Annotated in this window: 10 protein-coding genes; 6 read left to right on the top strand and 4 right to left on the bottom strand. The window is 73.8% G+C overall.

The annotated features are described in order from the left end of the window. Nucleotides 1–52: 52 nt before the first annotated feature. Nucleotides 53–2455: an HAD-IC family P-type ATPase gene (locus PZB75_RS18775; RefSeq protein WP_275538760.1), complete on the top strand. Its 2403-nt coding sequence runs from the start codon at nt 53–55 to the stop codon at nt 2453–2455. 15 nt (nt 2456–2470) lie between these two features. Here PZB75_RS18775 and PZB75_RS18770 read toward each other — a convergent pair whose 3' ends face one another. The 3 genes from PZB75_RS18770 to PZB75_RS18760 all read right to left on the bottom strand — a co-directional run bounded on the left by PZB75_RS18770 (nt 2471) and on the right by PZB75_RS18760 (nt 8347). Then, nucleotides 2471–2908 carry a hypothetical protein gene (locus tag PZB75_RS18770; RefSeq protein WP_275536467.1) on the bottom strand — a complete coding sequence of 146 codons (438 nt, stop codon included), beginning with the start codon at nt 2906–2908 and terminating at the stop codon, nt 2471–2473. 294 nt (nt 2909–3202) lie between these two features. Further along, nucleotides 3203–6460: a molecular chaperone Hsp90 gene (locus tag PZB75_RS18765; protein WP_275538759.1), complete on the bottom strand. Its 3258-nt coding sequence runs from the start codon at nt 6458–6460 to the stop codon at nt 3203–3205. Nucleotides 6461–7393: 933 nt separating this feature from the next. Next, nucleotides 7394–8347, bottom strand: a complete 954-nt coding sequence (locus PZB75_RS18760) for a DUF3027 domain-containing protein (protein WP_275536466.1) — start codon at nt 8345–8347, stop codon at nt 7394–7396. Between the two features lie 836 nt (nt 8348–9183). Here PZB75_RS18760 and PZB75_RS18755 point away from each other — a divergent pair. The 4 genes from PZB75_RS18755 to PZB75_RS18740 all read left to right on the top strand — a co-directional run bounded on the left by PZB75_RS18755 (nt 9184) and on the right by PZB75_RS18740 (nt 12801). Continuing rightward, nucleotides 9184–10614, top strand: a complete 1431-nt coding sequence (locus tag PZB75_RS18755; protein WP_275536465.1) for an MFS transporter — start codon at nt 9184–9186, stop codon at nt 10612–10614. Nucleotides 10615–10641: 27 nt separating this feature from the next. Further along, complete coding sequence (locus PZB75_RS18750) at nt 10642–11121, top strand: DUF2771 domain-containing protein (RefSeq protein ID WP_275536464.1); 480 nt, start codon at nt 10642–10644, stop codon at nt 11119–11121. Nucleotides 11122–11231: 110 nt separating this feature from the next. Further along, nucleotides 11232–11960, top strand: a complete 729-nt coding sequence (locus PZB75_RS18745; RefSeq protein ID WP_275536463.1) for a futalosine hydrolase — start codon at nt 11232–11234, stop codon at nt 11958–11960. Continuing rightward, nucleotides 11947–12801, top strand: a complete 855-nt coding sequence (locus tag PZB75_RS18740; RefSeq protein WP_275536462.1) for a 1,4-dihydroxy-6-naphthoate synthase — start codon at nt 11947–11949, stop codon at nt 12799–12801. The genes PZB75_RS18745 and PZB75_RS18740 overlap by 14 nt, the downstream gene beginning before the upstream one ends. Before the next feature lie 262 nt (nt 12802–13063). Here the strand turns inward: PZB75_RS18740 and PZB75_RS18735 are convergent, their stop codons facing one another. Then, the gene (locus PZB75_RS18735; protein WP_275536461.1) at nt 13064–13447 is read right to left on the bottom strand and encodes a cold-shock protein; all 384 of its coding nucleotides are present in this window, start codon (nt 13445–13447) and stop codon (nt 13064–13066) included. 166 nt (nt 13448–13613) lie between these two features. Between PZB75_RS18735 and PZB75_RS18730 the strand changes: the two genes are divergently transcribed. Beyond that, nucleotides 13614–13898 (top strand): hypothetical protein, encoded by a 285-nt coding sequence (locus PZB75_RS18730; RefSeq protein WP_275536460.1) that lies wholly within the window; start codon nt 13614–13616, stop codon nt 13896–13898. Nucleotides 13899–13920: the final 22 nt, after the last annotated feature.

Raw genomic sequence — 13920 nt, 5'->3', positions numbered from 1 at the left:
CGGTCACGGCTCGTCCGGTCACGGCTCGTCGGACGGTTCCTCCCGGCCGGTGATGATCGACGCCGGTTCCGAGCTGGACCCGGTGCATCCGATGGCGCTGCCGGAGTCCACCGAGCGGGCCCGGGGGCTGTCCACGGCGGAGGTCGCCGAGCGGGTCGCCCGGGGAGAAGTCAACGACGTACCCGTACGGTCCTCGCGTTCGGTCGCCGAGATCGTCCGCGCCAACGTCTTCACCCGCTTCAACCTGATCATCGGCGTGCTCTGGCTGATCATGCTGTTCGTCGCGCCGATCCAGGACAGCCTGTTCGGCTTCGTGATCATCGCCAACACCGGTATCGGGATCTTCCAGGAGTGGCGGGCCAAGAAGACCCTGGACGGACTGGCCGTCATCGGCGAGGCGAAGCCCACCGTCCGGCGCGACGGCACCGCCACCGAGATCTCCACCTCCGAGATCGTCCTCGGTGACGTCATCGAGATGGGACCGGGCGACAAGGTCGTGGTCGACGGCGAACTCACCGAGGCGGACGGCCTGGAGATCGACGAGTCGCTGCTCACCGGAGAGGCCGACCCGGTCCTGAAGAGGCGTGGCGACACCGTGATGTCGGGCAGCTTCGTCGTCGCGGGCGGCGGCGCGTTCACCGCCACCAAGGTCGGCCGCGAGGCGTACGCGGCGCAGCTCGCCGAGGAGGCGTCCCGCTTCAGCCTCGTCCGGTCCGAGCTGCGCACCGGCATCAGCACCATCCTGAAGTACGTGACCTGGATGATGGTGCCGACCGCGATCGGTCTGGTCATCAGCCAGCTCGTGGTGAAGGAGCACAACCTCAAGGAGTCGATCGCCCGGACCGTCGGCGGCATCGTCCCGATGATCCCCGAGGGCCTGGTCCTGCTGACGTCGGTGGCCTTCGCGATCGGTGTCGTCCGGCTCGGCCGCAAACAGTGCCTGGTCCAGGAGCTGCCCGCGATCGAGGGGCTGGCCCGCGTCGACGTGGTCTGTCTGGACAAGACGGGCACCCTCACCGAGGGCGGCATGGACGTCAGCGAGGTGCGGACGCTGGGCGACGCGGACGAGGAGTACGTGCACCGGGTGCTCGGCGCGCTCGGCGCGGCCGACCCCCGGCCCAACGCCAGTCTCCAGGCCGTCATCGACGCCTACCCGGCCACCGGGGGCTGGCGCTGCACGCACTCGCTGCCGTTCTCCTCGGCCCGCAAGTACAGCGGCGCCGAGTTCGACGAGTCCGACGGGCAGCACTCGACCTGGCTGCTCGGCGCCCCGGACGTGCTTTTGTCGGACGGGGACGACGCCCTCACCGAGATCGAGCGGCTGAACGAGCAGGGGCTGCGGGTGCTGCTGCTGGCCAGGGCTCGCGGCGATCTGGAGGCCGACGAGGTGTCCGCAGGAGCCGTACCCACCGCGCTGGTCGTCCTGGAGCAGCGGCTGCGGCCGGACGCCGGGCGCACCCTCGCCTACTTCGCCGATCAGCGGGTCAGCACGAAGGTCATCTCCGGTGACAACGCCGTGTCGGTCGGGGCGGTCGCCGCGAAGCTCGGCATGGCGGGCGCCGAACACCCGATGGACGCGCGCCGGCTGCCCGGCGACCGGGACGAGATGGCGGCCGCCGTCGAGGACAACTCGGTCTTCGGCCGGGTCACCCCGCAGCAGAAGCGCGACATGGTCGCCGCCCTCCAGTCGCGCGGCCACACGGTCGCGATGACGGGCGACGGGGTCAACGACGTGCTGGCGCTGAAGGACGCCGACATCGGGGTGTCGATGGGCTCGGGATCGGAGGCGACACGGGCCGTGGCGCAGATCGTGCTGCTCGACAACAGCTTCGCGACCCTGCCGTCCGTCGTCGCCGAGGGCCGCCGGGTGATCGGCAACATCACCCGGGTCGCGACGCTGTTCCTGACGAAGACCGTGTACTCGGTGCTGCTGGCGGTCCTGGTGGTCTGCTTCCAGGTCGAGTACCCGTTCCTGCCCCGGCATCTGACGCTGTTGTCGACGCTCACCATCGGCATCCCGGCGTTCTTCCTGGCCCTCGCGCCCAACAAGGAGCGGGCGCATCCGCACTTCGTACGCCGGGTGATGCGGTACGCGGTCCCGTCGGGCGTCATCGCGGGCGTGGCGACGTTCCTCACGTATCTGCTCGCCCGGCACCACTACACGGGCCCGGACGCGCTGGACGCGGAGACCAGCGCGGCGACGCTGACGCTGTTCCTGGTCTCGATGTGGGTACTGGCGATTATCGCCCGCCCGTACACCTGGTGGCGGATCTGTCTGGTGCTGGCGATGGGGGTGGCGTTCCTGATCGTGCTGGCCGTGCCGTGGCTCCAGACGTTCTTCGCCCTGAAGCTGGTGGGTACGACGGTGCCGTGGGCGGCGGTGGGGGTCTCGGTGGCGGCGGCGGCCGTCCTGGAGCTGGTCTGGCGCCTGATCGGCCGCCGCTTCGGCGTGTGAGCGTGCTGCGGGGGCCTACTTCAGGCCGGCGGAGGCATCACCCGGGATGCCGGTACGGGCCGGTGGGAAGATGCACGCGGAGATCGGGGATGTGCCCGGCTTCCGGACATCCTCCGCCTTCCCGTGGCCGGCCCGGACCCTGAAGCGGTACATGCTGTCGTTGTTGTCACCGGACTGGTTGACGACGAACCGCGTGATGCTCCCGTCCGGTCGGCATATGTTCACCTTCCGGAGGACCTCGCTCCCGGGAGCGAGGTCGGGCAGGATGATCCTGATGACGGTGTCGGTGGCCCCGTCAGCGGGCGGAGCGGACAGGGAGCGACCGTGGTCGGCGGCAAAACCGGTCGGGGTGGCGTCGGACGGCGACGGCTGGAGCGCCTGCGCGTTCGGCACGGCCAGCACGGACAGGGCGAGGGCGCCTGACGCGACGGCGACAGTGGTACGGATATTCATGTGTGTCCTCAATGGGAGAACGGCCCCTGAGCGATGTGGAGTTCGCCCCGGAAGGCCCGTCGTGGTCAACGAGTCCGCTGACTCGACCGACGAGACCACGGCGGCCCGGAAAAGGTTGCACAGGAATGGGCGTTTCCTCGCGGATCTCATGACTCATCCGCATTCCCGGCGCCGGCGCCCGAGGCGCCCCCGCCGGACAGACAGGCGGACCGGGGCCGGAGAACGCGGCTCGACCCGCTCCCCGGCCTCCTCCCGGTCCGCTCCCCCGACGCCGCGCGTCCCACCGGCCCGCGTTCAGTCGAACCAGCGGTCCCGCGCCAGTTCCTCCGTCCGGGACGGGTCCTCCAGCAGCGCCGCCACCTCGAAGCGGCGCGGCCACTGCCCGGCCGCCCAGGCCAGCCCCGCCGCGACTCCCTCCACGGTCGAGGCGTGCACCGTCCCGTCCGGCGTGCGGCGCCAGTCCAACTCCACTCCGCCCGCGCGCAGTTCGCCATGCTCCAGATAGGTGTCCGGAGTGCCCGCGCCGAGCAGCAGCCGTACCGCTTCCGGCACCCTGTGCTCCTCGCCCTCCGTCGAGACCTCCGCCTCGACGGTCTCGCCGAGCCGCCGCACCTGGAACAGCTCGGCCAGTTCGGCCGCGCGGGCCGGGGCCACCGGCAGCAGCGGGAGCCCGCCCGTCAGCGGCAGCAGATCGGGCGCGTCCGCGATCAGCGCGTCCCGCGCGTCGACGACCCGCACCTCACCGTCGACCACCGCCCGCAACTCGTCGGGCAGCGTGACCTGTTCGGGGTCCAGCTCGGCCAGCGCCGTGTACAGCGAGTGCAGTTGTACGGCTCCGACCGGGCGGTCCGGGTCCGCCAGCCGCCCCAGCAATTCGGCCGCGCCACCCGGTTCGTCGAGCAGGGCTGCGACCGAGGTCCGTACGCCGAGGGCGCGCAGCACCTGTCCGTCGTCGAATCCGGTGGCGTCGGCGGCGTCGTAGAGCCCGGTCAGCCTCGGGTCACCGCCCGCAGCGCGCAGTCCCGCCGGGCGGCGGCCGTCGAGCACCGGGTGGTCGCGCAGCCACCAGGCGGTGTACGGGCGCACGGACCGGGTCGTGCCGTCCGGCAGCAGCACCCGTACCGGCTGGGTGAGCGCGTCCCGCAGCGGCGGCCGGGCGAGCATGGCGAGCGCCTGCGGCCAGGCGTCGTCGTCGACGAGGTCCAGGTCGCGTACGGCGATCAGTTCGGTCACGACCGGCGGTACCGGGGTGTCGGGCAGCTGGTCGAGCACGTCCTCGCACCACACGTCGACGGCGTCGAGCAGGCCGGCGTCGTCGGGTTCGGCGAAGTCGCCGTCCCTGGGCTCCAGTTCGTCGGGGTCGAGGACCACGTCGGTGGTCCGCACGAGCGCGAAGTCGGCCAGCACACCGCAGGCGGTGAGCGGCTGTTCGCCCCAGCGTTCGGCCAGCTCCTCGTCACAGAAGGCGAGTTCGCCCTCGCGCATGATCCGGGCGAACGGGCTTCCGGGGAGCACGAGTTCGCCGGCCGGTGCGGGTTCGCCGTCCTCGTCGGGGAGGGCGAGCGCGCCGAGCCAGGGTTCGTCACCGGCCTCGATCCGGGCGTCCCTGACGAGCGTCAGGACGGTGTCGGCGAGTTCGTCGGCGTCCAGCGCGTCCTCGTCCCAGATCTCGCCCGCGTCCATCGATCCGGCGACGGCCGCCCGCACCTGCGGGGTCGTCAGCACGGCCCGCGGGGTGGCGGGCAGCGCGCCCAGCTTCTCCAGCAGCGGATGGGCCGCGTCCGGGTGGGCGACCTTCAGGCCGAGCCTGGCGAGGCGTTCGAGGACCGGTCCGGTCAGCCCGTCGGGCAGCGGCAGCAGCACCTGGCGCGGGCCGATCGCGGTGCGCGGGACCGCCGCCCCACGACTTCCGGGACCCTCGTCCCCGGGACCCTCGTCATCGGCGGACACCTCGGCCCGCTCGCCGGAGGCCGTACCGGAGCCCCCGGCGAGCGGCACCGGCAGTCCGGAGAGCCGGTCGGGGTCGACGCCCGCGAGGCTGTCGTACAGCCGCCGCCACCAGTCCGGCTGTCGTTCCAGCCCGGCGAGCCGGTCGATCGCCTCGGTCAGCGGCACCCGGGCGATGCCGAGGGTGCGCAGCTCGGCGCGGCGTTCGAGCCCGGCGGGCAGCAGACAGGGCAGGACCTCGGCGAGCACCCGTACGGTCTCGGCGCCGACGCCCTCGACGACCTCGGCCTCGACGGGCCGCAGGGCGGTGGGGGTCTCCCGGGGCGCGCCCGGCTCCCAGTCGTCCCAGCGCTCGGGTTCGGCGGCCGGATCGCGGGGTGCGGCGGGCTCCAGGAACGCGACGCGCGGCAGCCGTTCCAGGATCGCCGCCCGCAGTGCCCCGTCCAGCACGCCCTTGCCGAGCGGTCCGGGCACGAGGTCGATGGTGGCGACGGTCACCGGCTGCCACGCGGCGAGCAGTTCGGCGTACGCGTCGGCGGCGCGCGCCACCAGGAAGTCGGTCAGCGGTCCGGGCGCGGGGTGGCGCCGGCTGGTGTCGAGCGGCAGCGACGCGATGAGCAGCGCGGGTACGCCGAGGGGTTCGTCGGTGGGCGTCGGGGCGTGCACGACGGGTGCGGTACGGGGGTGGCGCGGGGCGCCGTCCTCGGCGACCGGCACGGCCCAGGTCACCGACCAGTGCGGGCGCAGCCGTTCCTCGACGGGCCGGTCGGCGAGCAGCGCGGGTTCGACGGCGCCGTGGCGGGTGACGGTGCGCCAGCGGTTCGTACCGTGCGCGGAGTCGTCGACGTGGATGTACGGGCCGTGCTCCGAACGGCGCAGCGTCCGTACCCCTTCGGGGGTTTCCAGTACGACCTCGTCCAGTCCCGGGAGGGTGAGCAGGAGGGCGTCGTCGACCGCGCCGAGCAGCCGCTCGACCAGGTCCTCGGCGCCGCCGTCGCGCAGCGGGAGGACGACGACGGTGTCGTATCCGTCGGGTGCGGTGCCCTCGGCGGGCAGCGGGAGGCGCAGCAGGGGTACGTGGCCGTCGCGGCGGCGGAGTTCGTCGCCGAGTCCGGGGCTGCCGGTGGCCGCTCCCCGGGCGAGGTCGCGGGCCTCGGCGAGCGACCAGCGGACGCCGCCGTGCCGGCCGATGACGGCGGGTTCGTCGCTGACGGCGAGGACGGCGGCGAAGCCGACGCCGAAGCGGCCGACGGCCGTCTCGTGGCCCTCGCGTTTGGCGGAGGCGCGCAGCGTGCTGAGTGATTCGACGCCCGTGGCGTCCAGCGGGGCGCCGGTGTTGGCGGCGGCGAGTACGGCCCGGTCGTCGGGCCCGTTCGCCGGGTGCAGGGTGAGGCGGAGCCGGCCGGGGACCCCGGCACGGGCCGCCGCGTCGGCGGCGTTCTGGGCCAGCTCGACGACGAGCCGGTCCCGGTAGCCGCCGAGCGCGAGGTCCTCCTCCGCGTTGGCGTCCTCACGGAACCGTGCGGGACCGGCGCCCCAGGCGTCGAGCACCCCGCGCCGCAGCCGTGCCGTCCCGAACGGATCGGCCCCCTCGGTCGCATTCATGCTCACGCTTCGACTCCCTCTGTTCCGGTGCGGCTTGCCGTGCGCGGGCCCCGTCCGCGTGCCGCGCGGGCGGTACCCGTGCCGCCAAGTGTGCGCCCGAACGTACCGCGCGCGGCGGGACCCGGTCGCACGGTCCGCTCCGCACGGGCCCGGGACGGGGTCGCGGGCGCCGGGAGAGGCGGGTACGGGAGGTGCGGGAGGAGCAGGCAGGGCAGGCAGGGCGGGAGTGGCAGGTGGCGGCCCCTAGGCGCGGGCACGGGAGACGGGGACGGGGGTGAGCGGGGCGGGTGCGGGGAGCCAGGGCGGGTACGGGCAGGCGGCACCGAGCGGGTCCGGTACGGGCACGCGGCACCGAGCGGGTCCGAATACGGGCCCGTGGCGCGCGGAGCGATCACCACATACCGGTCCGCCCGCGCGCACCGAGCGGCCGCACGACGAGCCGCCGCGCTCCGGGCCGCCGTGCACCGCCCACGCGCCGAGATCCGCCGCGCGACGAGGCACGAGGGCTTCACCGCGCGACGACCGCCCGATGGGGCTTCCAGGAGGACGGCCGGAAGGGTGCAGGAGTGCTCCAGGACCCGGGACCCCGGGCCCCGTACAGCCCGCCGGACCGTCAGGCTTGGGGCTTCCGGGACGGCCGTGTCAGGAGTGCTCCGGGGCCCGGGACCTCAGGCTCCGTACAGCCCGCCGGACCGTCAGGCTTGGGGCTTCCGGGACGGCCGTGTCAGGAGTGCTCCGGGACCCGGGACCTCGGGCCCCGTACAGCCCGCCGGACCGTCAGGCTTGGGGCTTTCAGGACGGCCGGGTCAGGAGTGCCCCGGGGCCCGGGACCTCGGGCCCCGTACGGTCCGCAGGACCGTCAGGCCCGCCCCGCCGGTCCGGCCGGGTCGGAAGTGACCCGGCCGTCCGCAGGGCTGTCGGGCCCGATCCGGATCAGGAGTGACCCAGGTCGTCCGCGGGGCTGTCCGGGTCCGACGGCACCGATCCGCTGTCACGGGCCGGGCGCAGCGGATACTCGTCCACCCGCAGGGTGTCCAGGGCGTGCGGGGCCGGCCTCGGGGGCGTCGGCATCACCGCGGCCTCGGAGTGGCCGCCGCAGCCGTACGCCAGCGAGACCACGTGCCCGTCCGCCGGGCTGAACTCGTTCGCGCACACCCCGAACGCCTGCCGCAGCGAGCCCGCCATCGGCACCAGGAACCCGCAGGAGACACAGGGGGCGGGCGCCGCCTGGGCCATCGGGGTCTTGGCGCCGAACGCCTCGTCCCAGCGGTCGGCCGCCGTGTGGAGCCCGTACCGGGACAGCACCCGTGCCCGGCGTACGCCCAGCTCGTCCGCGACCGCCGCGATCGAGCCGCGCTTCGTCGCGTCGGGTTCGGCGCCCGGCCCGGGGCGGAGGGTCAGCTCCGCGTCCTCCGCCTCGACCAGGTCGGCCAGTTCGCCGGACACCTTGGGGACGACGGAGTTCGGCGGCGGCTCGTCGCCGCCCGTGTATCCGGGCTCCAGCCGCAGGTCCTCGGCCTCGGTGGGCAGCAGATCGCCGGGGCCCATGTCACCCGGGCGCAGCCGCTCGCTCCACGGCACCCACTCGGGGGCCAGCATCGCGTCGGGGCCGGGCAGCAGAACCGTCTCGTCCAGCGTGACGAGCTTGGCGCGGGAGGCCCTGGCGACCGTCACCGCCCAGCGCCAGCCCCGGTAGCCGGGGTCCTCGCACTCGAAGTAGTGGGTGACGACCCGGTCCCCCTCGGAGACCAGGGACACATGGTCGCCGACCACTCCGGGCGCGGCGGCCTCCTCGGCCGCCGCTCGGGCGAGGTCTACCGCTTCGGCGCACAGGCGGTCGGGGGCAGGGGTACGCGCAGTACGGCTTCGCGTCGTAGCAGCACTCACAGGTCTCGCTTCTCTCCATACGCCGTCTCACGAGCGCGCCAGAGCTCATCCATTCGCGGCCACGACGGATGCGAGCGGAGCGGACCTGGGGGCCGCTTCGACGTCCACACCCGTTGTGTCTGTCTCGGGCACGCCTTCTGCCACCCATTCTGCGGGGTCGCTGAGAGTCGCGCGGCCAAGAACAACCGTCGGTGGCGCGTTAGGCACGCTACCCTCTCCGCCGCTCCCCGCCCACCTGCCCGTCCGGAACGTGGCCGCGCGAACGGGCCGCGAACCGGTCCGGGACCGCCCGGGGACCGGGCCCGAGCAGGTACGAACCGGGCCGGGACGGATACCGCCGCCCCGGGGACGAAGACGCGCCGAGCCGCTTCGGCGCCGGGCCGTGTCCGGTCCGTGTCCTCGCCGTGACCAGGTCGTGTCCTCGCCGTATCCCGGACGCGCCCGCCTTGGCACTACACATTCCCGCCACGGTCACCGGGGACCGGCACGGACACCGGGATCGCCACCACCCCGGCGCCGTGCCGACGGCGTCGCCCGCCCCGTCCGAGCCACCCGGCCCGAACCACCGGGGCGAGCCACCCCACCCGAGCCATCCCGCCCGAGCCGCCGACCCGGGCCACCCCGTCCGAGTTACCCGACCCGAGCCGCCGGAGCGAGCCACCCAGCCGGACCGCCCCGACCGCGTGGCGAGGCCCGCACCACCGTCCCCCTCAGCCCCACGCGCACCCGACGTGCGCTCCATGCGCGCAGCTCGCTCACCGCCCCGGCAGCCGCCGTGTGCCACGCCATGCGCCCGAGTGCGTTCGCTTCGGCAGGTGTTGGGGCACTATGACGAGGTGGCCATCACCAGGTCGTCCGATCGGCCGGGCCCGCTCCGCAGGGCGGGACGGTCGACGGGTCATGCCCTGCGCCGTCCGTTCACGGGCACCGCGAGGGGCATCCGGCGGGCGACGCACGCGCACGGTGCCGGGGAGTCCGGGCTCGGGAAGCTGATCGAGCTGCACGCCGTGAACGGCGCGGGCGACGTGATGATCACGGTCGCGCTCGCCTCGACGGTGTTCTTCTCCGTACCGACCGACGAGGCCCGGGGCCGGGTTGCCCTCTACCTCGCCATCACGATGGCCCCCTTCACCCTGCTCGCACCGGTCATCGGCCCGCTCCTGGACCGGTTGCCGCACGGCCGGCGGGCCGCGATGGCGGGCGCCATGCTGGCCCGCGCGCTGCTCGCCCTCACCATGTCGGGCGCGGTCGCGACCGGCGGTCTGGAGCTGTATCCGGCGGCGCTGGGCGTGCTGGTCTCGTCGAAGGCGTACGGGGTCATCCGCAGCGCGGTCGTGCCACGCCTGCTGCCACCACGGTTCTCCCTGGTGAAGGCCAACTCCCGGGTCACCCTGGCCGGACTGCTGGCGACCGGTGTCGCGGCCCCGATCGGGGCCGGGCTCCAGTCCTTCGGCTCCGCCTGGCCGCTGTACGGCGCCTGCGCGATCTTCCTCGGCGGTACCGTCCTCGCCTTCACCCTGCCGCCCAAGGTGGACTCGGCGAAGGGCGAGCGCCGGGCCAAGCTGGCGCTGCCGCACGGCGGAAGCACGCCACCGGGCGAACAAGCCCGCGCGGCGGAATCCGACACGGGGAGCGGCCGGGTCCGCTCCCGCAGGATGCGGCCGAAGCCCCTCGGGCTGCGGTCCGTCGGCCCCTCGGTGCTGCACGGACTCCAGGCGAACGCAGCGCACCGCGCGCTCTCCGGGTTCCTGATCTTCTTCCTGGCGTTCCTGCTGCGCGAGCACCCGCTCGCCGGGCAGAGCGCCGCCGTCTCCCTGGGCATCGTCGGCGTCGCGGCCGGGGCGGGCAACGCGGTCGGCACGGCGGTGGGTTCCTGGCTGCGGGCCCGGGGCCCGGAGATGATCATGGCGGCCGTGCTGGGGCTCGCCCTGGTCTCCGCCGTGCTCGCGGCCCTGTTCTTCAACACCGTCCTGGTCGCCGTGCTGGGCGCGGTCGCGGGCTTCACCCAGGCCCTGTCCAAGCTGTCGCTGGACGCCGTGATCCAGCGGGACGTGCCGGAGGAGGTACGGACCTCGGCGTTCGCCCGGTCGGAGACCGCGCTCCAGATGGCGTGGGTGGTGGGCGGCGCCATCGGCATCGCGCTTCCCCTCAACGGCGTACTGGGCATGTCGGTCGCCGCCGGGCTGCTCGTGCTGGGCGCGGTGACGTCCGTACGAGGTCTCCTGAGCATCGCCCGGCGCGGCTCGCACCACCCCCGCGTGGCGTGAGACGGGACGACCGATAACCTTCGGCCCATGACCGTTGCGTTCTTCTCCGGTAAGGGCCGTCGAATCGGCGTCGCTCTCGGTGCCGTGTCCGCGGGACTCCTCGTCCTCTCCGCCTGCGACAAGCCGACGCCCATCGCGACCGTGACGGTCGGCGGCGACTCCGTGCACTCCGAGGCCGCCTGCTACAACGACGGCAAAGTCCTCTCCGACAGCGATGCGCAGAGCTGCCTCGCCAAGAAGGAGGGCAAGACCATCAAGCTCGGGATGGAGGAAAGGGTCCACTTCGGTGTCGACCCCGAGATCGCGGACAACGGCTGGATGCTCTTCATCGACGGCCAGCAGGCCGAGCAGGAGCCGTACAAGAAGACCTACCGGACCATCTCGGGCAGCGCCTTCTTCTCCAGCCAGAGCGGTCAGCCCTCGAAGAAGACCCGGGTCAGCGTCGTCGAGACCAAGAACGGCAAGTTCGCCGGCGTCTGGCACTTCAACTTCGAGAAGGCCTCCTGACCTCCCGGTCCCCCGGACCCCGGTCTCCCGAAGCCCGGTTCCCCGGAACCCCGGCCCACCGGCCGCCCGAAGTCCTGACCGCCGGTCGTCCGGCCCCGGAGGACCGATCCGTGCGTGTGCTCGTCGTGACCGCTGTCCCGGCCGAACGGGACGCGGTCACACGCGCGTTCGGGGGCGCCTGCGCGATACGCGCCGTGCCCGGCGCGGAGCTGCACCGGGCCGGCCCCTTCGACGTCCTCGCGGCCGGTGCGGGACCGGCCGCCGCGGCCGCCGCGACCGCCTTCGGGCTCGCGTCGGCGGCGGCGCCCGGGACGCCGGACGCCGCGTCGGCCCCGTACCGCCTGGTCGTCTCGGCCGGCATCGGTGGCGGCTTCGCGCCCGCCGCCCCCCTCGGCACCCTCGTCGTGGCGAGCGACATCGTCGCCGCCGATCTGGGCGCGGAGACCCCCGACGGTTTCGTGCCCGTCACCGGCCTCGGCTTCGGCCGCGACCGGTTCCCGCCGCCCCCGGACCTCGTCCGGGCCGTGGCCGCCGCCACCGGGGCCACGACCGGCCCCGTGCTCACCGTCTCCACCGTCACCGGCAGCGCCGCCCGCACCACCGCCCTGCTGACCGCGCACCCCGGGGCGGTCGCCGAGGCCATGGAGGGCTTCGGCGTCGCCGAGGCCGCCGCCCGGCTCGGCGGCGTGCCGGTGCTGGAGATCCGGGCCGTCTCGAACACCGTGGGGCCGCGCGACCGGGCGGCCTGGCGCATCGGCGACGCGCTCACCGCGCTCACCGACGCGTTCGGGAGGCTCACCCCCGTACTGGAAGGCTGGATCACTGATGACCGCGACTGACCACCCGCTGCGGATAGCGTTCTCGCCGTGCCCGAACGACACCTTCGTCTTCGACGCGTGGGCGCACGGACGGGTCCCCGGCGCACCCGAACTCGATGTCCTCTTCGCGGACATCGACGTCACCAACGGCATGGCCGAGCGCGGTGAACTCGACGTCCTGAAGGTCTCGTACGCCGTGCTGCCCTGGGTCCTCGACGAGTACGCGCTGCTGCCGTGCGGCGGGGCGCTGGGCCGGGGCTGCGGCCCGCTCGTCCTGACCAGGGAGCCGGGGACGGACCTGACGGGGAGGACCGTCGCCGTGCCGAGCGAGCGCTCCACCGCGTATCTGCTGTTCCGGCTGTGGGCGGCGGAGGCCGTCCCGGGCGGGGTCGGCGAGATCGTCGTGCTGCCGTTCGACGAGATCATGCCCGCCGTGCGCGACGGCCGGGTGGACGCCGGGCTCGTCATCCACGAGGCCCGGTTCACGTACCGGGACTACGGGCTGCACAGCCTCGCCGACATGGGCGAGCACTGGGAGTCGACGACCGGGCTGCCGATCCCGCTGGGCGCGATCATCGCCAAGCGGTCGCTGGGCGGGGAGACACTGCGGCTGCTCGCCGATTCGGTGAGCACGTCGGTACGGATGGCCTGGGACGACCCGGAGGCGTCCCGCCCGTACGTCCTGGAGCACGCGCAGGAGATGGACCCGGCCGTCGCGGACCAGCACATCGGCCTGTACGTCAACGAGTTCACGGCCGACCTCGGCGAGAACGGCTACGCGGCGATCCGGGGACTGCTGACCCGTGCGGCGGCCGAGGGGCTGGTCCCGCCCCTCGGCCCGGACGCGCTGACGTACGGCTGACCGGCCCGCCCTGGCGTCACCGGGGGGTCGGCGCGCCCGGCACGGTCGACGGATCAGGGCAGGACGGCACGGTCGACGGATCAGGGCAGGGCGGTCGGCCGTACGGTCGACGGGCCTGGGCAGCCGGGCACGATCGACGAGTCAGGGCAGCCCGGCACGAACGGCGGGGCAGGCGGCCCGTACGGCCGACAGGTCCGGGTGGACCCGCTCGGTCGGCGGGCGAGGGCGCCCCGGCCGGGACCCGGTCAGGGCGCCCTGCGGGTCATACGTCGAGCTGGTCGGCGACCGCGCGCAGCAGCCCGCCGATCTTCTTGCCCGCCGCCTTGTCGGGGTAGCGTCCGCGCTCCAGCATCGGGGTGATGTTCTCCAGCAGGGTCGTCAGGTCCTGGACGATGGAGGCGAGTTCGTCCGGTTTGCGGCGCTGGGCCGCCGCGACGGACGGGGTCGGATCGAGAATGGTGACCGAGAGTGCCTGGTCCCCCCGCTGGCCCGCCACGACCCCGAATTCGACGCGCTGGCCGGGCTTGAGCGCTTCGACCCCGGCCGGAAGCACTGATGAGTGCACGAACACGTCGGCGCCGTCGTCGCGAGAGAGAAAGCCGAAGCCCTTCTCCGAGTTGAACCACTTGACCTTACCCGTGGGCACGTCTGTCCTCGTCCTCGTACTCGTCGGTGCGCGGGAGAGCCGGGAAACGGCTCCGAATAGCGGTGCGGCGGGTCCCTTGACCCGCCGCCACCAAGGCTAATGGTCCAGAAGCTGGTGACAAGACGGCGCCGGGAGGATTCCCCGCGCTGGGAACTACCCTGGCGGGGTGAGTCGTGAAACCAAAGTCAACGAGTCCGGGCAGCGGACCGCACCCGCCCGGTCCGCGACGGGCCCCGGCGACCGGCTGGTCCGGATCGGCGCGATCGTCTTCTTCGTCGGCGCGGTCGCCACGCTGGTCACGGTGGCACCGCTGTTCCTGGGCACCGACCCGTTCCCCTCGGCCGCGTACGCGGTCTGCATGCTGATGGGGGTCGGCTTCCTGATCGCCGCCGGGGGCGTGGTGCGCTCGGTGTGGGCCGGGTCGCCGAAGCGGGCCGCCGGACGGACCTGACGGCCGGGGGCGCCACCACCCG

Origin of the sequence: Streptomyces sp. AM 4-1-1, from assembly GCF_029167625.1 — a bacterium.
Taxonomy (GTDB): Bacteria; Actinomycetota; Actinomycetes; order Streptomycetales; family Streptomycetaceae; genus Streptomyces.
This window is presented reverse-complemented; position numbering and strand designations above follow the sequence as displayed.

Coding starts and splice junctions, on each gene's coding strand:
- PZB75_RS18775 (WP_275538760.1), top strand. CDS start 53: ATGATCGACGCCGGTTCCGAGCTGGACCCGGTGCATCCGATGGCGCTG.
- PZB75_RS18770 (WP_275536467.1), bottom strand. CDS start 2,908: ATGAATATCCGTACCACTGTCGCCGTCGCGTCAGGCGCCCTCGCCCTG.
- PZB75_RS18765 (WP_275538759.1), bottom strand. CDS start 6,460: ATGAATGCGACCGAGGGGGCCGATCCGTTCGGGACGGCACGGCTGCGG.
- PZB75_RS18750 (WP_275536464.1), top strand. CDS start 10,642: ATGACCGTTGCGTTCTTCTCCGGTAAGGGCCGTCGAATCGGCGTCGCT.
- PZB75_RS18740 (WP_275536462.1), top strand. CDS start 11,947: ATGACCGCGACTGACCACCCGCTGCGGATAGCGTTCTCGCCGTGCCCG.